Origin of the sequence: Desulfosarcina sp. (assembly GCF_046496365.1) — a bacterium.
In the GTDB taxonomy this organism is placed as follows: domain Bacteria; phylum Desulfobacterota; class Desulfobacteria; order Desulfobacterales; family Desulfosarcinaceae; genus Desulfosarcina.
This window is the reverse complement of the sequence record NZ_JAWOHB010000116.1, coordinates 17990-44717: the sequence shown is the minus strand read 5'-3', so window position 1 is coordinate 44717 and position 26728 is coordinate 17990. Positions and strand designations below refer to the sequence as shown.

At 57.5% G+C, this 26728-nt stretch carries 25 protein-coding genes and 2 tRNA genes; 6 read left to right on the top strand and 21 right to left on the bottom strand.

All coding sequences use genetic code 11. The annotated features are described in order from the left end of the window. Positions 1 to 7 precede the first annotated feature (7 nt). The 9 genes from R6V78_RS10030 to R6V78_RS09990 all read right to left on the bottom strand — a co-directional run bounded on the left by R6V78_RS10030 (position 8) and on the right by R6V78_RS09990 (position 9042). On the bottom strand, positions 8 to 973 hold the full coding sequence (locus R6V78_RS10030; RefSeq protein ID WP_410289217.1) for an electron transfer flavoprotein subunit alpha/FixB family protein: 966 nt from the start codon (positions 971 to 973) through the stop codon (positions 8 to 10). Positions 974 to 1064: 91 nt separating this feature from the next. Beyond that, entirely contained in the window at positions 1065 to 1835 is a 771-nt protein-coding gene (locus R6V78_RS10025; protein WP_410289216.1) for an electron transfer flavoprotein subunit beta/FixA family protein, read from the bottom strand. A gap of 275 nt (positions 1836 to 2110) precedes the next feature. Next, positions 2111 to 3031 (bottom strand): FAD:protein FMN transferase, encoded by a 921-nt coding sequence (locus R6V78_RS10020; RefSeq protein ID WP_410289215.1) that lies wholly within the window; start codon positions 3029 to 3031, stop codon positions 2111 to 2113. A gap of 116 nt (positions 3032 to 3147) precedes the next feature. Next, complete coding sequence (hypE, locus tag R6V78_RS10015) at positions 3148 to 4158, bottom strand: hydrogenase expression/formation protein HypE (protein WP_410289214.1); 1011 nt, start codon at positions 4156 to 4158, stop codon at positions 3148 to 3150. A gap of 33 nt (positions 4159 to 4191) precedes the next feature. Continuing rightward, positions 4192 to 5283 (bottom strand): hydrogenase formation protein HypD, encoded by a 1092-nt coding sequence (gene hypD, locus R6V78_RS10010; RefSeq protein WP_410289213.1) that lies wholly within the window; start codon positions 5281 to 5283, stop codon positions 4192 to 4194. Between the two features lie 13 nt (positions 5284 to 5296). Further along, positions 5297 to 7588 carry a carbamoyltransferase HypF gene (gene hypF / locus R6V78_RS10005; RefSeq protein WP_410289212.1) on the bottom strand — a complete coding sequence of 764 codons (2292 nt, stop codon included), beginning with the start codon at positions 7586 to 7588 and terminating at the stop codon, positions 5297 to 5299. A gap of 16 nt (positions 7589 to 7604) precedes the next feature. Then, positions 7605 to 7847, bottom strand: coding sequence for a HypC/HybG/HupF family hydrogenase formation chaperone (locus tag R6V78_RS10000; RefSeq protein ID WP_410289211.1), 243 nt, complete (start codon positions 7845 to 7847; stop codon positions 7605 to 7607). Further along, complete coding sequence (locus R6V78_RS09995; protein ID WP_410289210.1) at positions 7825 to 8343, bottom strand: HyaD/HybD family hydrogenase maturation endopeptidase; 519 nt, start codon at positions 8341 to 8343, stop codon at positions 7825 to 7827. The genes R6V78_RS10000 and R6V78_RS09995 overlap by 23 nt, the downstream gene beginning before the upstream one ends. 195 nt (positions 8344 to 8538) lie before the next feature. Next, the gene (locus R6V78_RS09990; RefSeq protein WP_410289209.1) at positions 8539 to 9042 is read right to left on the bottom strand and encodes a carboxypeptidase-like regulatory domain-containing protein; all 504 of its coding nucleotides are present in this window, start codon (positions 9040 to 9042) and stop codon (positions 8539 to 8541) included. A gap of 129 nt (positions 9043 to 9171) precedes the next feature. Between R6V78_RS09990 and R6V78_RS09985 the strand changes: the two genes are divergently transcribed. Both R6V78_RS09985 and R6V78_RS09980 read left to right on the top strand, forming a co-directional pair. After that, positions 9172 to 11130 (top strand): aldehyde ferredoxin oxidoreductase family protein, encoded by a 1959-nt coding sequence (locus R6V78_RS09985; RefSeq protein WP_410289208.1) that lies wholly within the window; start codon positions 9172 to 9174, stop codon positions 11128 to 11130. 51 nt (positions 11131 to 11181) lie between these two features. Further along, positions 11182 to 11607, top strand: a complete 426-nt coding sequence (locus tag R6V78_RS09980; protein WP_410289207.1) for a 4Fe-4S binding protein — start codon at positions 11182 to 11184, stop codon at positions 11605 to 11607. Between the two features lie 58 nt (positions 11608 to 11665). Here R6V78_RS09980 and R6V78_RS09975 read toward each other — a convergent pair whose 3' ends face one another. From R6V78_RS09975 to R6V78_RS09965, 3 genes are all read right to left on the bottom strand, one after another. Further along, entirely contained in the window at positions 11666 to 13315 is a 1650-nt protein-coding gene (locus tag R6V78_RS09975; protein ID WP_410289206.1) for a nickel-dependent hydrogenase large subunit, read from the bottom strand. A 55-nt stretch (positions 13316 to 13370) separates the two neighbouring features. Next, positions 13371 to 14312: a hydrogenase small subunit gene (locus tag R6V78_RS09970; protein WP_410289205.1), complete on the bottom strand. Its 942-nt coding sequence runs from the start codon at positions 14310 to 14312 to the stop codon at positions 13371 to 13373. Between the two features lie 496 nt (positions 14313 to 14808). Then, entirely contained in the window at positions 14809 to 15285 is a 477-nt protein-coding gene (locus R6V78_RS09965) for a hypothetical protein (RefSeq protein ID WP_410289204.1), read from the bottom strand. Positions 15286 to 15579: 294 nt separating this feature from the next. On the opposite strand from R6V78_RS09965, the gene R6V78_RS09960 reads away from it, so the two are divergent. Both R6V78_RS09960 and R6V78_RS09955 read left to right on the top strand, forming a co-directional pair. After that, positions 15580 to 15665, top strand: a tRNA-Ser gene (locus tag R6V78_RS09960). A 31-nt stretch (positions 15666 to 15696) separates the two neighbouring features. Next, positions 15697 to 15790: transfer RNA gene (locus tag R6V78_RS09955), tRNA-Ser, on the top strand. A gap of 99 nt (positions 15791 to 15889) precedes the next feature. Here the strand turns inward: R6V78_RS09955 and R6V78_RS09950 are convergent. From R6V78_RS09950 to argS, 7 genes are all read right to left on the bottom strand, one after another. After that, positions 15890 to 16441 (bottom strand): DUF882 domain-containing protein, encoded by a 552-nt coding sequence (locus R6V78_RS09950; protein ID WP_410289203.1) that lies wholly within the window; start codon positions 16439 to 16441, stop codon positions 15890 to 15892. A 256-nt stretch (positions 16442 to 16697) separates the two neighbouring features. After that, positions 16698 to 18569: a DNA mismatch repair endonuclease MutL gene (gene mutL, locus R6V78_RS09945; protein ID WP_410289202.1), complete on the bottom strand. Its 1872-nt coding sequence runs from the start codon at positions 18567 to 18569 to the stop codon at positions 16698 to 16700. Positions 18570 to 18619: 50 nt separating this feature from the next. Continuing rightward, positions 18620 to 18799 (bottom strand): hypothetical protein, encoded by a 180-nt coding sequence (locus R6V78_RS09940; RefSeq protein WP_410289201.1) that lies wholly within the window; start codon positions 18797 to 18799, stop codon positions 18620 to 18622. A 55-nt stretch (positions 18800 to 18854) separates the two neighbouring features. Then, positions 18855 to 20315 (bottom strand): Asp-tRNA(Asn)/Glu-tRNA(Gln) amidotransferase subunit GatA, encoded by a 1461-nt coding sequence (gene gatA / locus R6V78_RS09935; RefSeq protein ID WP_410289200.1) that lies wholly within the window; start codon positions 20313 to 20315, stop codon positions 18855 to 18857. 60 nt (positions 20316 to 20375) lie between these two features. Next, complete coding sequence (gene gatC / locus R6V78_RS09930) at positions 20376 to 20660, bottom strand: Asp-tRNA(Asn)/Glu-tRNA(Gln) amidotransferase subunit GatC (RefSeq protein ID WP_410289199.1); 285 nt, start codon at positions 20658 to 20660, stop codon at positions 20376 to 20378. Positions 20661 to 20675: 15 nt separating this feature from the next. Next, complete coding sequence (locus R6V78_RS09925) at positions 20676 to 21371, bottom strand: SPOR domain-containing protein (protein WP_410289198.1); 696 nt, start codon at positions 21369 to 21371, stop codon at positions 20676 to 20678. 44 nt (positions 21372 to 21415) lie between these two features. Further along, entirely contained in the window at positions 21416 to 23083 is a 1668-nt protein-coding gene (argS, locus tag R6V78_RS09920) for an arginine--tRNA ligase (protein WP_410289320.1), read from the bottom strand. A gap of 329 nt (positions 23084 to 23412) precedes the next feature. Between argS and R6V78_RS09915 the strand changes: the two genes are divergently transcribed. Next, on the top strand, positions 23413 to 24450 hold the full coding sequence (locus R6V78_RS09915; RefSeq protein WP_410289197.1) for a phenyltransferase domain-containing protein: 1038 nt from the start codon (positions 23413 to 23415) through the stop codon (positions 24448 to 24450). After that, positions 24443 to 25162, top strand: coding sequence for an acyltransferase (locus R6V78_RS09910; RefSeq protein WP_410289196.1), 720 nt, complete (start codon positions 24443 to 24445; stop codon positions 25160 to 25162). The genes R6V78_RS09915 and R6V78_RS09910 overlap by 8 nt, the downstream gene beginning before the upstream one ends. 31 nt (positions 25163 to 25193) lie before the next feature. Here R6V78_RS09910 and R6V78_RS09905 read toward each other — a convergent pair whose 3' ends face one another. After that, the gene (locus R6V78_RS09905) at positions 25194 to 25388 is read right to left on the bottom strand and encodes a zinc ribbon domain-containing protein (RefSeq protein WP_410289195.1); all 195 of its coding nucleotides are present in this window, start codon (positions 25386 to 25388) and stop codon (positions 25194 to 25196) included. Positions 25389 to 25458: 70 nt separating this feature from the next. Next, on the bottom strand, positions 25459 to 26616 hold the full coding sequence (locus R6V78_RS09900) for an MFS transporter (RefSeq protein WP_410289194.1): 1158 nt from the start codon (positions 26614 to 26616) through the stop codon (positions 25459 to 25461). Between the last annotated feature and the right edge of the window lie 112 nt (positions 26617 to 26728).

Sequence of the window (26728 nt, the reverse complement as noted above, 5' to 3'; positions counted from 1 at the left end):
CGGCGTTTCAGCCTTTCAGTTTTTCAATTTCAGCAGTAACTGCAGGGACGATGTCGAATAGATCGCCCACGATGCCGAAATCGCATTTGGAGAAAATCGGCGCTTCAGGATCCTTGTTGATGGCCACAACAATGCGCGAAGAAGCCATTCCGGCCAGATGCTGAATGGCCCCGGAAACACCACAGGCAATGTACAGATTAGGCGCCACGACTTTGCCGGTCTGGCCGACCTGGTCTGAGACCGGACGCCAACCCTCGTCCACAGCACTGCGGGAGGCGCCCACAGCACCGTCCAGTGCTTTGGCCAGGGCTTCCACAAGGCTGAAATCCTCCCCACCCATACCCCGGCCGCCGGAGACCACCACATCGGCTTCAGTCAGTTCGATTTTGCCGGTTTCCATGTGCTTTTCAACGAGGTTCAGGTTGGTACCTTCCAAATTGATGTCTACCATTTCAATCTCACCGGCCCCTGGAGCCGCCGCCGGTTCCATGGCCCGGGGACGGATCGCGACGATGGCGGGTGAGCCGGAGAGGCTCACGTCCGCAAGGACCTTTCCACCATACATGGGACGCGTAGCCACCACATGGTCGCCCTCAAGACGAACGCCGACACAATCCATGGCCAAAGGGGCGTTCAGGCGTGCAGAAAGCCGGGCCGCGATGTCCTTGCCCAGTGATGTCGCACCGATCACCACCACGGCAGGATCGGTTTTGGCCACCAATTGGGCTGCGGCCTGGATATAGGCATCGGCAAGACCGTCCTTCAAACCCGCGTGGTCGGCAACCAGGATCCGGTCCGCACCATATGCAGCAGCCTGTCGGGCAATGCCTTCGATATCAGTTCCCATGACCGCCGCTATAAGCAGTTGGCCCGATTTTTCGCCAAGCATTCTTCCGGCTGAAATGGCTTCAAATGAAACATTTTTAAAAGAACCGTCGAGTTGTTCGGTGATGACCAGTATTGGCTGTGACATGATTGTTCTCCCTGTATGGTGACGCCCGATCGTGCGTCGGCATCTGCGACGGGCGGTGTCTGCATTAAAATCGCCAGCCGGTGTTGTCCAATCAGAGCACTTTGGCCTCTTCCCGAAGGGCCTTGACCAACGCCGCCGCCTTGGCGGCCGCACTGTCGCCTTCGATAATCCGGCCGCCCTTTCGCTGAGGCGGCACCCGCATGGCAATGGTCCTGACCATGGGTTCTCCCGGATCGGTGCCGGTTTCCGACAGGGTGCGCGTATCAATGGGTTTTTTCTTGGCTTTCATGATTCCCGGCAGGCTGGCATAGCGGGGCTCGTTGAGGCCGCGTTGGGTCGTGATCAGGGCTGGCAGACCGGTCTCCAGCACCAGCGTGCCGCCGTCAATGGTCCGGGTGCAGCGGATACGGCCCTCTTTCAGTTCCTGGTGAGTTACCATTGATATGTGGGGAATGCCCATGAGCTCCGCAACCGCCGGGCCGACCTGGAAATTATCATCATCCACGGCACGATGACCGGCAATGATCAGATCGAAGGCGCCCTTCTTCAACTCTCCGGCAAGCACTTTGGCCGTGGCCAGCCCGTCCAGCTGTTCTCCTTGCGGGTCGATGCGTACAGCCGTGTCCGCCCCCATGGCCAGCGCCGTGCGCAGGGCTTCGACGGCCTTTTCCGGTCCCAGGGTAAAAACGGTCACTGTCCCACCGCCGGCAGAACGGATCTGAAGGGCCTCCTCTACGGCTAATTCGTCGTAAGGATTCATCACCCAGTTGATGCCTTCGTTTTTAATGGCGATTCCGTCGTCGGCGATCTCAATCAGAGACTCGGTGGCCGGAACCTGTTTGAGCAGTACGGCAATTTCCACGGTTCACCTTCCTTTGAGTTGCCGGGCCAAGAGCAACAGCAGGGAAAGCCCTTGACTGCACTGCTTGACCCCGGATTTCGGGTAATTACCTAACCCATCAATATCATGGATATTGCTATTAAGCTACAATTTAGCTATAAAATAACTATTTAGTTCCCTGGGATTTGTCAAGCAAAAAACCCATGGTAAACAGGTGCGCACGCGGGAGTTTTTCAAGTCGGGTCACTGCGACACGAAAGGCGGCTCGCACACATACTGAGCCCCCGGTGAAGCCGTCAATTGATCACGAATCCACGGGATGGGTGGTCCGTAAGGGTGCCGTCTGGCTGCCGAACCACGATGAGGCACGCCACAGATGTCAAACGGTCAACCAGCGCCACCCCTTTTTCAGGCCCCATCACCATCAGGGCGGTGGCCAGACCGTCAGCCACCGTACAGTTGGCCGCCACCACCGTGGCGCTAACGACCCCATTGGTCACCGGCCGCCCGGTGCGCGGATCGAGTATGTGCGAATAGAATTGATCGCCGATCTGGAAAAAAATACGGTAGTCACCACTGGTGGCCATGGCCTGGTCCATAAGCGGCATCGCTTTGTAAACATCGTCGATGGCCGCCTGCCGCACCGGTCGGTTGATGCCCACTCGCCAGGGTTTGCCGTCCTTACGGCGGCCGCGGGCGAAGACTTCGCCGCCGATCTCCACCAGGAAGTCAGAAAAACCCTGGCCCCCCAACAAGCGGGCGATCGCATCCACCCCATAGCCTTTGGCGATGGATCCCAAATCCAAGGTCAGGGCGGAATCCAGCTTGCTGATGGTACCCGCCGGGTTCAGCTGGATTCGGTCGAATCCGACACGGGAAAGGGCCTGCCGGATTTCACGGTCGTCCGGCACGCGGCCCGACGTCCCCTGGCGGCCAAAACCCCACAGGTTGACAAGCGGGTCCACGGTGCCGTCCCAGGCCCCGTCGGTAATTCTGTACAACTCGGCAGCCACCTGAAGGACATTCAGGAAATCATCGGAAGGGAAAAACGGCTCGGATGTTGATTCGAGGTCATTGAACCGACTGATCTCACTGCCGGGATCATAGGTGGACATGCTTTTGTTGATCGCAGCCAGACGGTTGTCGATCTGTTGCTGTAACTCGGCGCCGGACGTGAACAGGCCGGCCACCACCTTGATGTGATAGGTCGTACCCATGGTCCTTCCGGTCAGCAGCAGTTCCCTTTTCGGTTGGCAGGCGCTGCATAGGAGCGCGACCAGCACTCCCGCTGAAAGAACCGTCGCCCGAACAGGTCCGGGACGCTGCAAAAACATCAGCATATCCGCGGCAGTTGCTCGCCGGTGAGCATGTCAACGATGCGCTCGCCACCAATGCGGGTTTTTATAAAAACGCGCCCCGGATGATCATCGATCGTCTCACCGATGATGCAGGCATCCTTGCCATAGGGGGATTTTTTTATTACGTCGAGTACCTGGTGGGCATGCCCGGCCGGCACAAAAGCCAGCAACTTGCCCTCGTTGGCCACATAGAGGGGGTCGAAACCCAGCAGTTCGCAGATCCCGGATACCGCAGGTCTGACAGGCAGGCGCGCTTCGTGAATACGGATGCCCACTTGCGATTTTCCGGCAATCTCGTTGAGGGTCGTACCGACCCCGCCGCGGGTGGGATCACGCAGGACGTGGATATCGCATCCACAGCGAAGTATATCGACCACCATACGATTCAGTGGCGCGGAATCGCTTTTCAAGTCCGATTCGAAAGCCAACCCCTGCCGCTGGGTGAGAATGGTCATGCCATGGTCAGCCATGGTGCCGCTGAGGATGATCACATCCCCTGCGCGGGCATTGGCACCGGAGACATTGACATGCTCAGCGACGATGCCGATACCGGATGTGTTTATGAAGATCTTGTCCGCCGCCCCTTTGGGCACCACCTTGGTGTCGCCGGTGACCACGGTGACGCCGGCCAGTCTGGCAGCACGCCCCATATCCGCCACCACCCGCTCAAGGTCAGCCATGGGAAAACCCTCTTCGATAATCATCCCCACACTCAGGAAAAGGGGTGTGGCACCGCACATGGCCACATCGTTCACCGTACCGTTGATGGCCAGATCACCGATGCTGCCGCCGGGAAAAAAGATGGGGTCCACCACATAGGTGTCCGTGGAAAAGGCGATGCGGCCGCCGTGAACATTCAGTGTGGCGCCGTCATCGAGCATGGCCAGGGCCGGGTTGTCGAATGCGGGCAGCAGCAGGTCAGCCGTCAACCCGTGGGAAATTTTCCCACCGCTGCCGTGGTCCAGAAGGATCTTGTCCGGTTTCATGAGATAGCGATGCTTCCTGTTTGAAAATACGCGTTATCCGTCGCCGTGGTAACGGTAATAGGCCGCGCAAGTGCCTTCACTGGAGACCATGCATGGCCCCACCGGCGCCATCGGGTTGCACGCCGTTTTGTACAGCGGGCACTGGGGTGGAATTTTCACGCCGGTAAGAATTTCACCACAGGCACATCCCTTGGGCTCCGGAGCAGGTTTCAGCCGAATGTCGAAAACCCTGACGGCGTCGAAAGCGGCATACTTTTCACGGATGGCCAAACCGCTGCCAGGAATGGAGCCGATACCCCGCCAGTCGGCATCGCAAACCGCAAAGACCTCACCCATGACCGCCATTGCTTTGGGGTTTCCGGTTGGTGAGACCGCCCGGGGGTAAGCATTCTCCAGGGCCGGCTGGCCGGATTCCACCTGATCCACCAGCATGGCGATACTCTGGAGCAGGTCGGCCGGTTCGAAGCCGGCCACCACGCACGGCACCCGATGGGCCTCAAAAAAAGGCCGGTAGGCATCCATGCCGATAATCACGGACACGTGGCCGGGCAGCAGGAATCCGTCGATGTTGATCTGACCGTCAGCCAAGGCCTCCAGGGCCGGGGGTACGGTCTTGTGGGCCGACACCACGGAAAAATTGTCGAGCCTTTGATGGTGAGCAGCCAAAATGGCGGCAGCCACGGTCGGGGCAGTCGTTTCAAACCCCACCCCCAGAAACACCACCCGCTTGTCCGGGTTCTCACGAGCCAGCGTCACGGCGTCGAAGGTGGAATAAACTATGCGCACGTCGGCACCGTCGGCCCTTTCCCGTTGCAGGGATGAGCCGCTGCCCGGCACCCGGATCAGATCGCCGAAAGTGGCCACGATGGTTTCCGGTTCCCGGGCCAGGGCGATGAAGGCATCGATCTCCTTTTGGGCGGTGACACACACCGGGCATCCCGGTCCCGAGAGCAGGGCAATGGTCTCCGGCAGCAGCGAACGGATTCCGCTTCTGAAAATGGCGACGGTATGCGTTCCACACACTTCCATTAACCGGACCGATTTCCGGCTGGTGTGGGTGATGCGCGCGGCCAGATGCCTGGCGATTTGGGGATCGTGAAAGTCGCGGCTGTGTTTCAGGGTCATACTGGATCGTGCCTCATTGTTTTTTAAATCTGGCTGCCGCCACCACGGCCTGGCCCAGGGAAAGGCCGCCGTCGTTTGCCGGCACCAGCCGATGGGTAAGCAGGTCGAAACCGCTTTTTTCCAAAGCGGCGGTCAACCCGGCCAGCAACCGGTGATTTTGAAACACGCCGCCACTCAGCGCCACCCGGTCGATGCCGGTGGCGGTGCGCAGGTGACGACACAGCTGGTCGAACAGGATGATCAGTGTGCGGTGAAACCGGGCACTGATGGCTGCCGCCGAAAGACCCGCGTTCACATCACGAACCACACCACGAATGATGGGGGCATTTGGAATGAGAATCGGATCGTCGCCGCGGTCTTCCCATGAAAAATCATAGTGGCCGGATTCGGTGTCGTCGGCGATCATCTCCAGTTCCATGGCGGCCTGACCTTCGAAAGCCACCTTGCCTCGCAGTCCGATGATCGCGGCCACGGCATCAAAAAGCCGGCCCAGACTGGAAGTGAGCGGACTGTTGATCTGTTTATCCATCATCGCCATGATGACATTTATCTGCTGTTTGTCGACCCATTGGAACAGGGGGAACGCGGGAAACCCCACATCTTCACCGAATGTTCCCTTCAGATGACTGAGGGCCATGCGCCAGGGCTCCTTGATGGCAGCGGCACTGCCGGGCATGGGCACCGTCGCCAAATGGGCCGCCCGGGTAAAGGTGTGGTAATCGGCCACCAGCACCTCGCCTCCCCAGATGGTGCCGTCCGTCCCCAGTCCCGTACCGTCGAAGGAGAGCCCGATCACCGGCCCGTCGGCCTTGTTTTCAGCCATGCAGGCGGCAACGTGGGCGTGGTGATGCTGGACCGCGATGCAGGGGCCGCTGCCGCCCCATTTCTTTGCATAGCGGGTACTCAGGTAGTCCGGATGCAGGTCGCAGGCCACGATCTGCGGATCGATGTCCAGAATGCGTTTGAGATGGTCAATCGTGAGCCGGAAGAAATCGTCGGTGGCCCGGTTTTCCAGGTCGCCGATATGCTGGCTGACAAAGGCCTGGTTGCCCCGGGTGAGACAGACGGTGTTCTTCAGTTCGGCCCCGCAGGCCAGCACCGCAGGGATGTCCTCCTTTAAAAAAACGGGGACGGGCACATAGCCCCGCGAACGTCGGATGGCACGCATGTGGCCGGCGCTGTGACGGACGATGGAGTCGTCGCTGCGCAGGTAAATCTCCCGGTCGTGGACGAGAAAGTCATCGGCGATCCTGCCCAAACGGGCAAATGCTTCAGCGTTGTCGATGGCAATGGGCTCTTCACTCAAGTTGGCACTGGTCATCACCAGGGCGGTAAAGCCGGCGTCCATCAGCAGATGATGCAAGGGCGTATAGGGCAGCATGATGCCAAAATAGCGGTTGCCAGGGGAAACCGATTCGGCAATCGGCGTATTCTCCCGCCTTTCCAGCAAAACGATGGGACGCTGGATGGAGGTCAGCAGCCGTTCTTCCGCTGCCCCCACGAGAGCGATCGCCCGGATGCGCTCCATGTCGCCACACATGAGGGCCAAAGGCTTTTCCTCCCGGTGCTTGCGCCGCCGGAGGCGCGCTACGGCGGCGGCATGGGTGGCATCTACGGCCAGGTGAAAACCACCCAGTCCCTTGACAGCCACGATGCGCCCGTCCCTGATACGGCTGGCCGCGTCGGCGACGGGATCATCCGTGTCGACAGTCTTTCCGCTGACATCGCACAGGGTCACCCGGGGACCGCAGAGCGGGCAGGCGTTGGGCTGGGCATGAAAGCGCCGGTTGTCGGGGTCGGCGTATTCGGCCTGACACTGCTCGCACATGGTAAAGTGGCGCATACTGGTCTTGGGCCGGTCGTAAGGAACATCGTCGATGATGGTGTAGCGGGGGCCACAGTTGGTGCAGTTGATGAATGGATAGCCGAAGCGGCGGTCCAACGGATCACGCATTTCAGCAAGGCAGTCGTCACAGACCATCACATCCGGTGAAATGAGGGTGGCGCGACTGGCGCTGCTCTGGCTTTTGACGATGGAAAACCCTTTAAATCCTTTGAATGTTTCAGATGTTTCCTCGACCGCGACGATGTGGGCCAGGGGCGGTTTTCGAACGGGGAGATCGTCGATGAACTGCCGAAGCTCGTTTTCCGGTCCCTCTATGGTCAGGGAAACACCGGTGGCAGTATTGGCCACTTCTCCCTTCAATCCATGCTGAATCGCCAGCTGGTAGATGAATGGGCGAAAACCCACCCCTTGCACGATGCCGTTGATCTCCAGGCGTTTTGCGGTAAATGCATCTGTCATGGCCCGCGGTTCGACGCTATCCTTTGCCGGCTTCCAGATCGTCTACAAAGGCGGCGGCCTCCCTTAAGAGTCGGATGGTTTCCATGGCGGATTCTTCGTCCAGCTTTTTGATGGCAAAACCGGCATGCACGATGACATAGTCACCCACTGCTGAATCCTCCAGCAGCATCAGGCTGGCCGATCGTTTTACGCCGTCCACATCAATGGTGGCCATTTCGTTTTCGATACGGGTAATTTTAGACGGGATTGCAAGACACATGCTCGTCTGCTCCTTTATCATGCCAGGCGACACCCAGCCGCGCGAGTTCACCCAGGACCATCTGGATGATATCTTCCATCCGGTTTTTGGTTTTTTCGGTCAGCTCCGTGCTCAGGGTGTTGATATCTTCGGGCTCCACGCCGAGGATGACGGCTTCGGGCACCTTTTCCATGGCCTGGCAAAGCGTCAGGGCTTCAAGGAAATCAATCTGATGCAGGGAGTTTTTGGCCCGGATCCGCTCGGGAATGGCATCTCCCGCCAGGCGATAGAGGTCGCCGGGCACCCCCTTGTTGCGAATCACGTCGACCACGATCAACTGGTCCGCATCGGACATGACACCCAGCAGGCTCACCCCGAGGACACCGCCGTCGACAATGGAAACGTTTTCGGGGAAGGTATAACGGCGCGCCAGTTCCTCTACGACCCTGACGCCGAAGCCTTCATCGGAGAATAAAAGATTGCCCACACCCAGGATCATTACATGGTCGATAGCCATTGCTTCCGTTCTTTCCGTTTTTTCAATGCCGGGTATTCATTAACCGGAGGCAGTATGCATCCGAATCGAATGACCGGTCATCCGGAATACAGCGAAAGGATGTGGTAGCATGGATTGCAGAACGGTTCAAGCCATGATCACCGGACCGGATCGGAAACCGCCGGCATCAGGAGAAGCCGCTTTTCACGCCCCGGATCAACGCCGACGATTCTTGGGCAGAATCAGATTCTCCTCGTCGAGGGTCACCACACTGATCCGCCCTGGGACCACCATCACCGGTTCCTGCCAGGCCACCTTGTATCCGTCAATCAATGCTGGAAATTTCACCAGCACAAAGTGGGTTCCGGGGGGCACGTCAAGAAAGGCAAAATTACCGGTTGCCGAGGTCGCGGTCTGGGCGATGAGGTAACCGGATTTCTGATGTTTTTGCTGAAAGCGTTTGTAAAAATCGAGGTGGCAGTTGTTGATGCAGTCCACTTTCCGCTGATGGTTGGTTTCCCCGAGGCATTGGTTTGCCGAAACCGGATTTTTCTCGGCCACCAAAAACACCGACAGATACGCTCCATACTCAATTTGGTCGGTATCGTTTCGGATGGAAATGGATCCCACGATCCAATTACCGGCGAGGGCATGGCCAACACCTGCAGAACCGGCGGCGGACAGCATCACGATCAAGATGGCGATCACGTTCTTAAACATCCCGGACCTCCTTCATTTTTTTCAGGCAATCAATATTGAAATTATACTCATAACATGAAATAGTAAAGCCGTTCTTTTTCCGCATCCTGAATAATTATCCGGTTCGATCCTCATGGATTAGGGAGCCCGATGAACCATGCTTACATGGGAAAGGTGCTTTGGGTTGACCTGACCACCGGCCGCATCACCACCGAAGCCATCCCAGATGACATATACCGTCGGTTTTTATCCGGCACGGGTCTGGCCGCATGGCTGCTCTATCGGCGGATTCCGGCCGGGGCGGACCCCCTGGGGCCCGACAATATCCTGGGATTCGTATCCGGTGTATTGACTTCGAGCGGTTCCCTGTTCACCGGCCGGTGGATGGCGGTTGGCAAAAGCCCGCTCACCGGTACCTGGGGCGATGCCAACTGTGGGGGCAATCTGGGTCCCGCCATCAAGGCATGCGGGGTCGACGGAATTTTTTTCACGGGCCAGAGTAGCCGGCCGGTCTACTTGTATGCCGATACCAAAGGTGCACAGTTGCGCGATGCGACCCATCTGTGGGGCCAGGATGCCGTTGAAACGGAGCGCCTGCTGGTGAATGAACACGGCAGCAAAAAGCGGGTCCGGGTCGCCTGCATCGGCATGGCCGGTGAACACCGTTCTCTGATCGCCGGCATCGTAAACCATGGCGGCCGCCTGGCCGCCCGCAGCGGGCTGGGCGCAGTCATGGGGGCTAAAAGGCTCAAAGCCGTGGCCCTTTGCGGTTCCCATCGCGTCCAGGCAACCGATCCCAAGGCGATGAAAGCCTTAAGCCTGGCATGCAACGATCATGTGGCCTTTCAGCCCCCGTTTCTAAACGGCACCATGACCGCCTACCTGGGCGCACTCATGCGCATGCTACCCGCCCAGGTAGAACTCGACGGCATGCTTTACAAAATCATGCTGAGCAAGTGGGGCACCGTCAACCAGAACCAGATGGCCATCGAGATAGGCGATGCCCCGGTAATGAACTGGAAGGGCTCCAACCGGGATTTCGGATTGGACAAATCCAAGCTTATCGATCCCGACGAATTCACCCGCCCGGTGGTGGCCAAATACTTTTGCTACTCATGCCCCCTGGGCTGCGGCGGCATCAGCCTGGCGCCGGACGGTAAGACCGAGGTACACCGGCCCGAATACGAATCCACCATCGCTCTTGGCGGGCTGTGCCTGAACGAAGATGCCGACAGCATCTACTACCTCAACGAACTGCTAAACCGAGCCGGCCTGGACACCATCTCCGTGGGCGGCACCGTGGCTTTCGCCATCGAATGTTTTGAAAAGGGCCTATTGACGCTGACGGACACGGACGGACTGAAGTTGACCTGGGGAAACACCCAGGCCATCGTTCGCCTGGTGGAAAAAATGGTCAGGCGGGAGGGCATCGGCAACCTTTTGGCCGACGGCGCCAAACATGCGGCCCAAGAAATCGGCCGGGGCGCCGAAACGATCGCCATCCATGCAGGCGGACAGGAACTGGGCATGCATGACGGCCGCTACGATCCCGGTTTTGCCCTGCACAACGTGGTCGAACCCACACCCGGTCGCCATACCATCGGGTCGTATATGTATTACGAAATGTTCCAACTCTGGCGGGTGATACCAGATCTGCCAGACCCCTCCCTGTTTTATCTCAAGCGCAGCAAGTACCGTGCACACCGGGAAAAGGCTGCCATGGGAGCAGCCTGCAGCCAGTACATGAACGTGGTCAACGGTGCCGGCGGCTGCCTCTTCGGCGCCTTCATGGGTGCCCACCGAATTCCGGTCTTTGATTGGCTCAATGCCGCCACCGGCTGGGAGCACTCACCGAAAGCCTATCTGGTTATCGGCCATCGGATTCAGACCGTCAGGCAACTGTTCAACATCAAGCAGGGTGTCATCCCCAAAGATATCCGCATCAGCAAACGGGTATTGGGTGACCCGCCGCAGCAGGAAGGGGCCAATACTGGAGTGACAGTTCCTTTGGAGAAACTGCGGCGATACTACTGGTCGGCCATGGGCTGCGACCCGGAGACGGGGGTACCGACCCCGGAAAGTTTGGCCCTTCTGGACTTGAAAATATGATCCCTTCGCCCGTCCGCATGGGCGTGGCCCACACGTCGAGGACAATACCCCATGGCCTATACCATCACCCATGAATGTGTCGGGTGCAGCGTATGCATGCGTGTCTGCCCGGTAGATGCCATCGTCGGCAAACCCAAGGAGCGCCATCGCATCGTACCGGAAATCTGCATTGACTGTGGCGCCTGCGGGCGGATTTGCCCCTACACCAGTGTAAAAAACCCGGAGGGTCGGGTGTGCGAACGGATCCGCATCCGCTCACGCTGGCCCAAGCCGGTGTTTGACTATCAGCGCTGTATGGGGTGCACCATCTGCGTGGATACCTGTCCCACGGCTTGCATTGATTTGAAAGCGGACCGGGGCACCCGGGAAACCCTGCGCTATCCGGTTTTAAAAACAGTGCGCAACTGTATCGGATGCGCCTTTTGTATGCTGGAATGTCCCGTGGATGCAGTGAAAATGGATCAACTGGCGGGGTGACCGAGATCGAAAAGCCCCTCCCCGGGTCTTTCGGACCCGGGGAGGGGCTGGATTAAAATTAGATCACCTTGAATTTGTAGACCTGGTTGGAATCCGGATCGATCACATGGACGCCGCAGGCCACGCACGGATCGAAGGAGTGGACGGTGCGCAGAACTTCCAGGGGCTGCTTGGCATCGGCCACCGGGGTGCCGATGAGCGCCTCTTCCACCGGGCCCATTTTGCCCTTGTCGTCACGGGGACCGAAGTTCCAGGTTGACGGCACCACGTACTGGTAGTTTTTGATCTTGCCGCCTTCGATGTTAATCCAGTGTCCCAGCGAGCCGCGGGGCACGTCGTTGAGACCCAGGCCCATGGCTTCATCGGGCATTTCCCAGGGAGTGTAGGTCTTGGTGTCGCCGCTCTTGATATTTTCCAGCAGTTCCATGATCCAGCCGGGCATAGCCTGGCCGATGGCGATGGTCTCCAAACCTCTGGCGGCAGTCCGGCCGAGGGTAGAGAAAAGGGCGGCAGGGGGGATGCCGAGTTTCTGGAGCGTGGCGTCCACCAGCGGTTTGATTTCCTTGTGGCCTTTGCCGTAGGCTACCAGCACACGCGCCAGGGGGCCCACTTCACAGGGTTCGCTTTCGTATCTGGGCGCCTTGAACCAGGAGTACTTGCCACCGTCGGGCCGGTATTTGGGATCTTCCTGAAGGGGCTTGGTTTCACCCTTGTACGGGTGCAGATCGGGTCCGTCCTCATACCAGGCGCGGGTCACATTTTCGGCCACCTTTTCCTGAACGGCCATGGGAATATTGGCCAAGTCCCGCTTGCTGATCAAGCCGCGTGGCATAAACAGGCTGTCCGGCTCATTGTCGCCTTCGGGAAATTCACCCCAGGCCAGAAAATTGGTGGTCCCACCGATAGCGCCCCAGTCCTTGTAGAAGGACGCAACGGCCACCAGGTCAGGAATGTAGACATTTTCGATGAACTCCTGCGTCTCCTTCTGCAGGTAGAGGAACTCGGCGATGCGGTCAGGCTTCAGATCAGCCACGCTGGTAATGCCGCCCACCACCAGGAACTGCGGGTGGGGGTTCTTGCCGCCGAAGACGGCATGCATGCGGGCGGATCGCGCCTGAAGCCGAAGGGCTTCAATATAGTGGGCCGAAGCCATCAGGTTGGCTTCCGGCGGCAGCTTGTAGGCCAGGTGACCCCAGTAGGCATTGGAAAACGGGCCCAATTGGCCGCTATCCACAAATGTCTGGATGCGCTGCTGGACCTGCTTGTAGTAGGCCGAGCCACCCACTTTGGCGTTGCTGACGTTGTCCGCCAGATCGGCGGTTTTCTTGGGATCGGCCTTCAGGGCGCTGACGATATCCACCCAATCCAGCGCATGCAAATGATAAAAGTGAACCAAGTGGTCGTGCTGGAACTGGGCGGCATGCATCATGTTCCGGATCAGTCTGGCGTTTTTGGGGATTTTGACTCCAACTGCGGCTTCGACTGCCCTCACCGAGGACAGAGCATGGGTGTACGTTCAAACGCCACAGGATCGGGCGACAAAATGATGCGCATCACGCGGGTCGCGCCCTTGAAGAATCAGCTCGATGCCGCGGAACATCTGGCCCGAGCTCCACGCATTGACGACTTTGCCCCCGGCCACTTCCACTTCGATGCGAAGGTGACCTTCGATTCTGGTGATTGGATCCACTACGACTCGATTACCCATATTTACGACCTCCCTTTATTCGTCAAAGGACTGTTTCAAATTGGAATGATTAAACTCACATCTCTTCATAGAACGGGGTCATGGTGTCCCAGAAATTGGGCTGGCTGCAACCGATGCAGGGATGGCCTGCCTCCACCGGCCAGCTGGTGCCGTCATTGAACTTGGCCGTGGGGCAGTTGTTGTAGGTCTCCGGACCGCGGCAGCCCAATTTGTAGAGGCAGTAGCCCAAAGCGGCCTCTTCGCTGCCGAACTCCTCCACGAACTCCTCATTTTCGAAATGGGAGCGCCGGGGGCATTTATCGTGGATGGTGCTGCCGAAGGCAAACAACGGCCGACCCATATCATCCAGTTCGGGCAGTTTGCCCAGCAGCAGATAGTTGACCACGGTACCCACCAGGTTGATCGGGTTGGGTGGGCATCCGGGAATTTGAAGCGGTTTGATGCCGATGGCCTCTCCGACGCCCATGTAGCCGCCCGGATTGGGGGCTGCGGCCTGAATACCGCCGAAGGTCGCGCAGGTGCCGTAAGCGATGACGGCAGCAGCCTTGGGACAAACATCCTTGGCAATTTCGAGGAATGAACGGCCTCCCACTTTCCCGTAGCCGCCGTTGTATTTCGTACCCACGCCGCCTTCAACGATGCAGATGAACTTACCTTCGTATTTTTTTATCGTATTGTGAAGCTGCTCTTCGGCCTGCTGACCAGCGGCGGCCATGATGGTCTCATGGTATTCCACCGAAAGCACCTCGAGGACCAATTCGTCAATGTAGGGGTATTGTGAACGCAGCAGGGACTCGGAACACCCCGTGCACTCGGCGAAATGCAGCCAGACCACCGGCGGACGCTGTGCTGGTGCGGCAAACACCTCGGCCACCTTGGGGACAAAGGATGATGACAGCCCCATGGTTGCCGTCAGCGCCGTGCAGTACTTCATGAAATCTCTTCGCGAGACGCCTTTTTCCTTCAACCTTTCATAAAATGATCTTTCCTTTTCCATGGGCACCTCCTGATGCTGATTGTGGATGGTTGTGGAGCAAAAAAAAGAACCTGTCGCCTATAAAAAAATGCCGTTTGCACGGCGATGCAAACGGCGTCTTCGTGGGCACACCGGTGCCACTTTCTTAATGGTTTTGGAACGACTTGTCGTGGCAGCTCTCAATGGATCTTACAGACCAAACTATTACCAGGCCCAGTATTCGCTGATCGCTTAACAACTCACGGTTCGCATCTCCACCGGAAGGGCAGCTGCGCGGTGTTTGTCATGTGACGGTGCTGAATCGAAGACCGGTTAATATGCCTGCTGAAAAAATGAACGACATTCAGGGCTTTTAGTGTAAGTCACCAACCAAGTCAAGACAAAAATCGTCTTTCGAATCGTGTTCAACCCGGTTGGGGTCCCAGGCGGGAGGCGGGTTGGCCGCCAACTGCGGATCACTGAAGGGAGAAAACGCCCGCGTGTCAAAACGGGCGTTTTTTCATGCCATCAACCGGTGTCAGGCGTCGTCGATGCTGGGGTCCTCATCGGAGATTTGAATGGATTTTTTCAAATCCTTGATAGTTCCCTTGTCTTCGAAATCATCGTCGATGTCATCGTCAAGCAGGTCGTCCACATCCAGTCCTGCATCTTCATCGTCATCATCTTCGACCTCTTCCACCTCTTCCACATCCACAGGGCTGAACATTTCCCGCTCTTCGAAGAAGAGTTCGGCGGATGTATTGGCACCAGGCTTGAACATTTCGATAATGGCATCGGCGATCCGTTCCGTGTAGATTCCCGGCGGATACATGTTGTGGGTGCGAAGAGCCTGGATCAGGGCGTTACGATCCTTCTCCATGGCGGCCTTGATCCTTGAGGCGTCATAAGTCTCTTCACATAACAGGGAGAGCATTTCCTTGTCCAATTCGGCATATTCCTGAATGGACAGATTGCCGGTCTCGTTATCCAGTAGCACCACGTATTTTTGTTTCATCTACATCTTCCTCCAGGGGCGATATTTCGCTGTTTTTTTGGTGCACGGAGGAACATCACAAAACATCTTCGATGTCAACCATCATTTAACGTGAGCGATGGTTATCGTTTCCAGCGATACGGATGCTCCGGCTTGCCGGCTTCCACCGTTGACATTATACCCTGTCGATGCGGGGAATCCGTTGTGCAGGCAGGGTTGTGGTGGCCGGGACCATTCTGACACAACCCGGGGTTGGCGGGGATAAAAGGATTGACGCTGATGGATCGAAATGGTATTGGGCCGAATTGATTCCGTGGAGGGATGGCCGAGTGGTTTAAGGCGGCGGTCTTGAAAACCGTTGAGCGAAAGCTCCGTGGGTTCGAATCCTACTCCCTCCGCCATAAAATTGGGATATGCCACCATAAAAGCTTGGGAGAGATGGCCGAGTCGGCTGAAGGCGCTCGCCTGCTAAGCGAGTGTAGGGTCAAAAGCCTTACCGAGGGTTCGAATCCCTCTCTCTCCGCCAGTTTATGCCAGCATTCGACAGCCCGCAAAATCTGCGGGCTGTCGTTTTTTAGGGCCGCTGGAAAGGACGCATCGGTTCGTTTTCCTGCTGCTGCCCCAGCTAACCGTTCCAGGCGCGAAATGCCCCGGTGTCCACATGTACAAAATCAGACCGGGAATAATAGCCGACGCCGCCGAGTTTTAAATCGAGGCAGGTTTGCCGCAACTGATGGGTATCGTAGCCGGGCAGCCGGATATCAATGGCTCGGCCCAGCATATGGTAGCTGAACTTGGCCACGCCTGTGCTTTGCCTGCGGAGCCGTGCATTGGTTCGCGGGGAACGGTAACCGGAGATGATATGAAAGGGGGTGCCGGATCCCAGCCGCTGGTTGACGCTGTAGAGCAGGTCCAACAGCCGGGAATCAATGGCTTGGATGTCACCGGTGCGGTGGTCCCTTAAGATGTGGTTTATCTGCCCCAAGGCGCCAGGGCAATAGGCGCCGTTCTTAAAATAGCAGACGCCAAGCCGTTCCCCGGTATGCGTGTTATAAAGGGACAAGGAACGGCGGGTGTTGTCCGGCAACAGTGCGGACCATCCCGTCGCCGGCACCAGACAGGATGCCAGAAAACCTGTGCCGATTCTCAAAAAATCTCGTCGACTGCAACTTGCCATGATTCTCTCCGCACATGAGCACACTGGACCTCATTGGACCATCAAGTCAAACCGCTGGAGATAAAAGCAAAAATCATACCTTAGCGCTGCAAATAAGCAAAAAATTATTGGGGGGTAGATAAATGACGTGGTAAGTTTTTAATTTTATTTTCTATTTTAATAATTAAGGGTTTGTTTCCGGTTACCGCCTGAAAAAGGCCTGCGCCAGTCACCATCCTGGTGAACACTTTTTGTCAATTGATTGACAAAAACGCAATCAACAGATCCGCTGGAACTGCTTTTCCAGGTCCTTGAGGGCCCATTGAATCCAGACCGGTCTGCCGTGGGGGCAGTGCGACGGATTGTCACAGGCATCCAACTGCTTGAGCATGGCCTTGATTTGCTCACCGGCAAGTTGGTGGTGGGCACGAATCGCGTGGTGGCAGGCCATGACCATCAGGCATCCATCCATGATCGTTTTCATCTCGGCGTTCACACCGATTTCAGCCGTTTTTTCGATCAGCTGGGTAACCAGCGCGGCAACGCCACCACTGTGCACCAATGTCGGCACGGACTTGACCACGAAGGTGTTGCCACCGAAAGGCTCAATCTCAAGCCCAAAACGGTCCAACTGCGGGACCAGTTTTTCCAAGATCTGGGCTTCACGAAATCCCAGGTCGATGGTTTCGGGAAGCAGCAGACGCTGGACGGTCGGTCGTCGTTCATCGGATTGGCGCTTGAGTTGCTCGAAGACGATTCGCTCATGGGCCGCATGCTGATCGATGAGCATCAGGCCGTCGCTGGATTCACAGATGATATACGTGCCCCGGTATTGACCGATGACGACCAGGTCGGCAAAAAACCGCCGCTTCCACAATGGCGCCTGCCGGATGGTATCCCCGCTGCGGTCCACTGGGTTGATGGGTGACGTCACGGCATGGATGGCATCGGTAGCCGACGAAATCCTCGGCTGGTTGTCCGCCGCAACGGCAGAGGCCGTCGACCGTGCTGTCCGGTCCTGCCTGTCAATCTGCCGGGCGTCATGGGGGTTAATTTCAGGTGCAGGACGCCTTGTGAACCCGGAATGAGGCTCGGACACGCTGGAAGGCCCCTGATCCAGTTGGGCGCTCGCCGATTCAGGCACTTTCCAGCGGGTTGGATCGGATTGTCGCAGGACATCGGCCACCGTGTCCTTCAAGACATCGTGAACGAATTTTTGGCGGATGAAACGGATTTCGTGTTTGGTGGGGTGTACGTTGACGTCCACCTGGTCGAAGGGCACATCGATAAACAGCACGGCGACCGGATACAGGCCCTTCATCAACCGGCCGGCATAACCGGCAAACAGGGCGTGCTGAATGACCCGATCCCTGACCCAGCGACCATTGACGAACAGATGGATTCCCCGGGCAGTGGACCGGTTCATACGCGGCGAGGTGATCCAACCCCGGATTTCGATATCCCCGCTGACCCGGTCAACCGGAAGCAGTTCCTTTTTAATGGCTGTTCCAAGCACATCGGCGACCCGATCAGTGGGGTCTGCAGCCGGAGCCCAGTTTCTCACGATCCGGCTATTGTGCGACAGCCGGAATTGAACGGCCGGCCGGCACAGCGCCATGCTGGCAATGGTGTCGGCAATATGGCCCATCTCCGTGTCGATGCTTTTCAAAAACTTCCGCCGGGCAGGCGTGTTATAAAAAAGACTGCCCACACTGATCAAGGTACCGCAGGGCGCACCCACGTCGCAAAGGCTATTGATCCGCCCCCCGGCAACCTCGATCTGAGTGCCCACATCGGTGCTCGTTGCCCGGGTCACCAGGGTAAAACGCGAGACCGAGGCGATGCTGGGCAGCGCCTCCCCCCGAAAACCCAGGGTACGGATGGCAAACAGATCCGGATCTTTGGCAATCTTGCTGGTGGCGTATCGCTCCAGGCTCAGCAGCGCATCGTCACGGCCCATTCCCTCCCCGTTGTCCGACACCCGGATAAGTCTTCGTCCGCCCTGTTCGATTTCCACGATGATCCGGGTGCTGCCGGCATCGATGGAATTTTCGACCAGCTCTTTGACCACTGAAGCCGGGCGCGCCACAACCTCACCGGCAGCTATTTTATTGGACAGAATTTCAGGCAGAATTCTGATTTTGGACATTATTAGTAAATTTCCAACGTCACAAAAAAAACCACCCGGCTCCGATTCCGTCAGTTGACGCCCTTTTTAACCATGCGGGTGAGGTACTCCGCCTCCATGGGGGTCAGGTTGAATTTCAGGCAGGCTGCCTCCAGAAGCTGCTGTCGACTTTTGGGTGATCCGGCCTTTTTTTCTGCGGATATCCACTGGACTGCTTTTCTTATGTTTTCGCCTTCAGGCTGTACGCTCATACAAACCTTTCTTTAACCTTTTGGTTAAACGAATCATTTTTCGTTTGTGCCTCAATCATAAAGACGGCTTTTTATTCGTAAGGGTGGCTGCCTGTTCGAACTGCCGGGCAATTTTGAAAAGCATCGGTTCGTTGAAATGACGGGCCATGATCTGCAGACCAATGGGCAGCCCATCGTCGGAGAAACCGCAGGGAACCGAGATGCCCGGAATGCCTGCCAGATTGGCTGACAGCGTGAAAACATCTGACAGATACATGGCCAGCGGATCGTCAAGGGTCTCGCCGATGGGATAGGCTGGTGTCGGCGCCACCGGAGATAAAATGGCGTCACAAGTGGCGAAGACCTTTTTAAAATCGTTTTGGATCAGGGTTCGAATCTGGGAGGCCTTGCCGTAATAGGCATCGTAATAGCCGGCCGATAGGGCGTAGGTACCTAAAATGATTCGGCGCTGCACCTCCGCGCCGAACCCTTTCGACCGGGTGCTGCGGTACATCTGCAGCAGGTCGGTCTGTGTCTTGTCCCGAAAGCCGTATTTGACCCCATCGTAGCGAGCCAGATTGGAACTGGCTTCACTGGGGGCGATAACGTAGTAAGCGGCCACGGCATGGTCGGTGTGGGGCAGAGCGACCTCGACGCATCTGGCGCCCAGCGATCCGATGGTTTTTATCGCCCGTTCAACAGCCGCGCCCACCTGCGGGTCAAGACCCTTTGCAGCGCTGTAGGCTTTCGGGATACCCACCACCACGTCGGTCAGACCGTCGGTGGCAATGTGTGCAAATGTCGGCACCGGTTCGGGAATTGAGGTGGCGTCTTGGGGGTCGTGGCCGGCGATGCCGTCAAGCATCATGGCACAATCGACCACGCTTTTGCCCAATGGGCCGATCTGGTCAAGGGAGGAGGCAAATGCCACCAAACCGTAACGGGATACCCGGCCGTAGGTGGGTTTGACCCCCACGACCCCGCAGTGGGAGGCGGGCTGCCGAATGGAACCGCCGGTATCCGAACCCAGGGCTCCCAGGCACATGTCCGCGGCTACCGCTGCAGCCGACCCGCCGCTTGAGCCGCCGGGAATACGGTCCAGGTTCCAGGGATTGCGGGTAACCTGAAAGCCGGAGTGCTCGGTAGTGGAACCCATTGCAAACTCGTCCATGTTCAACTTGCCCACGATCACCACACCCGCTTTTTTCAGCCGGGCAACCACGGTAGCATCGTAGGGTGGGATAAAATTCTCAAGGATTTTGGATGCGCAGGTTGTGCGCAGCCCGTGGGTGCAGATCAGGTCCTTGATGCCCAGGGGTATGCCGGTCAGGGGCGTGGATTCACCGTCGGCAAGGCGAAGGTCCGCTGCCTGCGCCTGAGCCAGGGCACCCTCAGCATCGACAGTCAGGTAGGCGCCCACTTGTCCGTCCACCGCGTCAATCCGCGCAAGGATGGCCCGGGTCAGTTCCATGGAAGAAATTTCCCTATTTTTCAAAAGGATGCCGGCCTGCTCAATGGTCAGTTCATGCAGTTTCATGGTATCCGTTCCTTGCAGAGCTTCCGCCAGGTTCAGCAACGGTTAGGGCGTTTGGTGCCGTCAGATTACCCTGGGCACCACAAAGGACCCGTTGTCCTTCTCCGGGGCGTTGGCCAGAGAAGCTTGCGGGTCAAGGTGTTCCCGCACCTCATCTTCCCGGAATGCGTTGGTCAGGGTGATGGCATGGGAGGTGGCCGGCACACCGGTGGTTTCCACCTGTTTCAGGGTGTCGACATAGTCGAGGATGGTGCCGATCTGGTCTGAAAACCGGTCGACGTCTGCATCGTTGATATCAAGCCGGGCCAGGTGGGCGACGTGCAGGACCTCCGCCTTGGAAATTTTCATTGTCTTCGACCCTTTTTATTTTTTTACCAGAATGGCTGTACCCTGGTCTCGTGTCAATCGATCCATGTCCGCAGCTGCCTGTGCATGGTCCTTGTAGCTGCCCACACAAACACGGAACCAGAGGCCTTTGTCGGGAATAATGATTCTCGACAGGTAGGCAGGATACCCTTCCTTTTTCAGATTTGCAACGATTCGCTCGGCAGCGGCCGCATCTTTCATGGACGCCACCTGAATGGTCAGATTGCCCGCTGTCACTTCTGCAGTCGTGGTTGTTGCCGGTGTTTTTTCAACCTTGGCTTCAACCGGAACAGTGGTTTTCTTAACCATGACTGCAGCGCGCGACTTGTGGGCCGGCTTCAACGCTGGGACGCTCTCCACACGGGAGGTCGATTCGGCCGCTGATGCCGTGGACATCGGAATCTGCACGCCAGCATCCGGCCCGTCTTTTTTCAGGGCTTCATAAAATTCCAAAGGTGTTTTTTCATCTTCTCCCCGAATGGCTTTTTCCAACGCTTCACGCTCTTTTTTAAGCATGGCGTCACGCAGGGCGGCCAACTCCTTTTGCAGCGCCTGGGTGTCGAAATGTACGGGTGCCGTTCCCCGGCCCACCATCAAACCAAGGACGAACATCCAGACCGCAACGAAAAAGACCAGCAGGTATCGCTCCCAGGCGATCCGACGTTTTGGCTCGGTGGCCGTACCCTCTGTCACAGATTTTTTTCCTCTGTTCGGAAATGGAACCCGCTGGGTGGGATCTACATGCTATCCGGAGACGACACACCCAGCAGGGCCAGTCCGTTGCGGATCACCTTCTGAACAGCTGTGATCAGGCAGAGCCTGGCACGGGTCAGCCGCAAATCGTCTTCGCACAGCACCCGGTGCCGATTATAGTAGGTGTGAAACGCAGCCGCCAGGGTCATCAGGTAATAGGTGATGCGATGCGGCTGCATGGAGGCGCCAGCCGTTTCGACAGCCTCGGGATAGCGGGCCAACGCCTTAATCAAAGCCACATCCTCGGGTGTCTCCAGCGCGGACAAATCCGACGTCACAAAACCGTCCACATCCATGCCTTCGGCCGCGGCCTTGCGGTGGATGCTGGAGATGCGCGCGTGAACATACTGGACATAGTACACGGGGTTGTCGTTGGTCTTTTGCTTGGCCAGGTCGAGGTCGAAATCCAGGGGGCTGTCGTAATGGCGGGTCAGAAAGATAAACCGGGCCGCATCCCGGCCGACCTCCTTGACCACATCGGCCAGGGTGACGAACTCGCCGGCCCGCGTGGACATGGCCACGGGCTGGCCGGCCCGCAGCAGATTGACCAGCTGTACCAGCAGGACATCGAACTGGTCGCGGTTGTAACCCGACGCCTCGACGGCGGCCTTCATGCGCGGAATGTAGCCGTGGTGGTCGGCCCCCCAGACGTCGACGACCTTGTTGAACCCTCGCTCAAACTTGTCCTTGTGATAGGTGATATCCGAAGCGAAATAGGTTGTCTGCCCGTTCTGGCGAACCACCACACGGTCCTTGGCGTCACCGTAATCGCTGGTTTTAAACCACAGGGCACCCTCTTTCTCGTAGATCAGCCCCTTCTCCTGGAAAAAACGGATATCCGCTTCTACCTTGCCCGAATCATAAAGGCTTTGCTCCGAAAACCATTGGTCGAAGGTCACGCCGAAATCCACCAGGTCCGCCCGCATGCCCGCGGTAATCTTTTTCGCCGCATAACGGGCGCAGGGCATAATGGCTGCGGCCGCTTCGGACTCAAAAATTTCCCGTCCGTCCCGTTCGAGCAACTCCCCGGCCAGGTCACGGATGTATTCACCCTGGTAGCAGGTGTCAGGAAAATCCACCTGTTCGCCAAGCAGTTCTTTTCCCCGCAGGTAGACCGACATGCCCAGGGTCTGGATCTGGCGCCCGGAATCGTTGATGTAATACTCTTTTTGCACGTCGTAGCCGCAAAAGGAGAGAATATTGGCCGTGCTGTCACCCACGGCGCCGCCTCGGCCGTGGCCCACGTGAAGGGGGCCGGTGGGGTTGGAGCTGACGAATTCGATCTGGATGCGCCTCCCCTTGCCCAGGTCGCAGCGGCCGTATTGGTCGTCCTGTTCGTGAATGGCGGCCAGCACCGGATACCACGCCGAATAACGAATGAAGAAATTGATGAACCCCGGTCCGGCAATTTCTGTGCGGTCGATAATGCCGTTGATGTCATTCAGGTGGTCGACAAGGGTTGCAGCGATTTTACGCGGCGACATGCGCTGGGTCTTGGCCATCTGCATGGCCACGTTGGTAGAAAGGTCTCCGTGGCTGCCTGCTTTGGGCGCTTCCAAATCCACATCGCCGAAGTCAGGCGAGGGGAAGATGCCTTTATCGTAAGCGGTGGTTGCTGCCGCCAGAATCATTTCCTTGAGCACATTCTTCATGAATTTTTGCCTGCCTTTTTCAGTAAAGCCCAGTTCATAAAGAGTTTTCAGATCCAAGTCAAGAAGGTTCCCCCTGACCTGCAGGGTCCTGTCAATGTGCCATGGCAAACCGTATAACCCCCTTGTAAAAATGCCTTTACGGGGGCACGAAGACTTGTTTTCGGCTTGTCGTAACCCCGTAAAGCTTTCGGGCCCGGACGTTGAGCGGCCCATGGCGGAATTGGCCTTTTCCCTTGCATATCCACAATTTCCAACGTATTTTAATCGATTGCTGGACGCTGCGACCAATCGTTTAAATTCTGGATCTGCCTAAAAGGCTTGTAATCATTATGAATGTGAGTATCTGCAAACTGCGGCGGAAGCTTGCCGTTGATGTTGATGCGGTTTGCCGTCTGATCACCGCCACCCAGCTGCCCTCCGGAGAAATCCCCTGGTCCACGGGAGAAAAGACGGATCCCTGGGATCATGTGGAAGCAGCCATGGGACTGACGGTGGGTGGATATCTGGAACAGGCCCGTCTGGCCTTTTATTGGCTGAAAACCATGCAGCTTGCCGACGGCAGCTGGTTTTCCGCCTATCGCAGAGGCATTCCCGCAGACCGGACCCGTGAAACCAACATGAGCGCATATGTCGCCGTGGGCGTGTTGCACTACTGGTTGATTACCGGGGACCGCCGCTTTCTGGAATCCATGTGGGAGACGGTTCGGCGGGCCATCGACTTCGCGGTGCAACATCAAAGCGCCAACGGTGAAATCTGCTGGGCAATCAGCCCCCAGGGCAAGGTGGACCCCATGGCGCTGCTTACCGGGTGCAGTTCAATTTATATGAGTCTGAAATGTGCCCTGGCCATTGCCGCCGAATTGGATATAACCATCCTGGCCTGGGCCGATGCATGCAACCGTCTCGGTGACGCCATCCGCAGACGTCCGTACCTGTTCAACATGACCAAGTCCCGCTTTTCCATGGACTGGTTCTACCCGGTGTTGTGCGGCGCCGTGACCGGAGAAGCTGCCGGACGGCGCATCGAACGGCAGTGGAAAAAATATGTGGTGGAGGGATTGGGGGTTCGCTGTGTATCCGACCAGCCCTGGGTAACGGTCGCTGAAAGCGCGGAGCTGGTTATGGCTTTGGCCGCCCTGGGAGACACGGAAAAGGCCCACATCGTCTTTACCTGGCTGTCGGAGCACGTTTTTGATGACGGTTCTTTCTGGTGTGGTTTCACTTTTCCGGACATGACCCTGTGGCCCGAAGAAAAAATCACCTGGACCAACGCGGTGGTACTTTTGGCCGCCGACGCCCTGTTCAACCTCACCCCGGGAGGGCGGCTGTTCAGCCACGCCTGGTGGGCTGAAAACGGTCATGATTAAAGATCATCGCCCCTACATCGTCAAGAAAGCATACCTCAAATTTCAGAAATTCTACGCCCTCCACTTTTTGCGCCCCCAGCTGGAGCACCTGGGATCGGGGTTTACCTTCATGCGCCCCTGGCATGTGGAACTGTTCGGCGCGCCCATTTCCGTCGGAAGGTTTGCCACGATAATCGCCACCCCGGACAAAAAAATCAGGCTGTCGGTTTGGCCGGACCAGGCGGGCAAGGGCCATATCACCATCGGCAGCTACTGTCTGATCAGCCCCGGCGTCAGGATCAGCAGTGCCGCCGGCATCCGTATCGCCGACAACTGCATGATCGCCAACGGCGCCTACATAACCGATTCGGACTGGCACGGGATTTACAACCGCATCTCGTTCGGAAAGGCGCTGCCGGTGGTCATCGAAAAAAACGCCTGGATCGGGGACAGTGCCATCGTCTGCAAGGGGGTGACCATCGGCGAGAACAGTATCGTGGGGGCCGGGGCAATCGTGGTGGATTCGGTTCCCGCCAACTGCGTGGCCGCCGGCAACCCGGCCCGCGTGGTCAAACGGCTGGATCCCGCAGAGGCCTTCACCACCCGGGCTGAATTTTTCTCCGACCCGGCCAAACTATCCCGGGACTTTGTGGCCTGGGAGCAGGCCATGCTGCACGGCAACACCCTGTTTGGCTGGTTGCGCCACCTGCTGTTTCCCGCCAGAGGGGACTGAAACGGCAGACCGCCGCTTTGATCTACCCCGCTCAGGAGGGTCCCTTGGGAACCCCGGCGATGCGCGATCCCAATCCCGGGCCGGTCATGAAACCCTCCTGGCTGGTTTGCACCTGAATATCCCACGCCTTGCACCGGGGGCAGACAGGCGGGGTATCATCACCCTTGAAGGTCAGATGCGCAAATGTATGGCTGCATGCGTTGCACCGGCACGCGGCTGTTGGCATGGTGATGGGTCCTTTCCATGATGTCGGCAACCCTATCTATTCCCACCATCAGGGAAATTGCCGAAGGTGCTCATGCTGCTGCTGTTGGCGTTGCCGGGGGTGAGGCCCAATGATGATACCCTGCAAATAACACGCCCCCGGCAACCGCCACAACGGCGCTGAACAGAAATAACGGCGCGGTATGGCCGGATTCATACAAGGCACCACTGACGAAAAAACCCACGCTGAGCCCGAGGCCATAGGTAGCGGCATTGTTCAGCGCCTGGCCCAGGGTTTTTTCCGCAGCCGGGGCCAGCTGATCCATATAAAGGATGCCGGCCATATGAAAGGCACCGTAGGTGACCGCGTGGAGCAGCTGGCTGGCCATAATCACCAGGGCCGACGATGCGGCAAACAAAATGCCCCACCGCATCACCGCCGCCGCAAACGATACGGCCAGCACGCGCTTGAAGGAAAATCGGGCAAACAAGCGGGCGGAGTTGATCATCACCACCACTTCCGCTGCAGATGCCAGGGCCCAACAAATGCCGATAAAGCTGCCCCCATACCCCAATTGCGCCAGGTGAATGGAGAAAAAGCCATAGTACGCCCCATGGCTCACCAGCATGAGAAATGCGCACACAAGAAATACCATCGTGTGAACTGAAAAAAGTCGCACCGCATCATGGGCTTGCGTGTGCCGCTGCGCGTCGATCCGGGGCATAACCGTTGACGCAGTGGCCTGGGCCAAGGAGATGATCAGCACCAAAACGATGACAATGCCCACGTCATAACGGTCGATCATCCGCCCCAAAAGAATCACCACGGCAATGAACGAGACAGACCCCCACGCCCGGGTGCGGCCATAGCGGTTTTTGGTCTTGCCCAGGACGTCCATGGCGAAGGCTTCGAGAAAGGAGATGATCGGAGCAAATAAGGCGCCGTAAACAAGGGTAATGACCAGCATGAACCGAAAATCAGTGGTGAAAAGAAACAGCGCCCACAGGGCCGTGCTAGCAAAACTGCACAGAACATAAATGGGTCGCCGGATATCCTTGCGATCGGCAAGCAGGCCCCACAGGATGGAAAAGATGATCAACACCGCGGCGCGCAGGGCAGACAGGCTTCCGATCTGAAGGCCGGTAAAGCCGATATGGAGGCAGTAAAGGTTAAAGTAGGGCAGGTAGATGCCCATGGCCCCGAAATAGAAAAAATATTGAATCTTTATGGCTGTTTTATCGGCTATCATCCGTGCATGCCCGGTGGCGGCGACAGAACCTTAACTGGCAACTCGAATCAGGAAAACCACAAACTGGAAATAGAAAGCGATGCCGACGGCGCCGATCACTGTGGCGATAAAT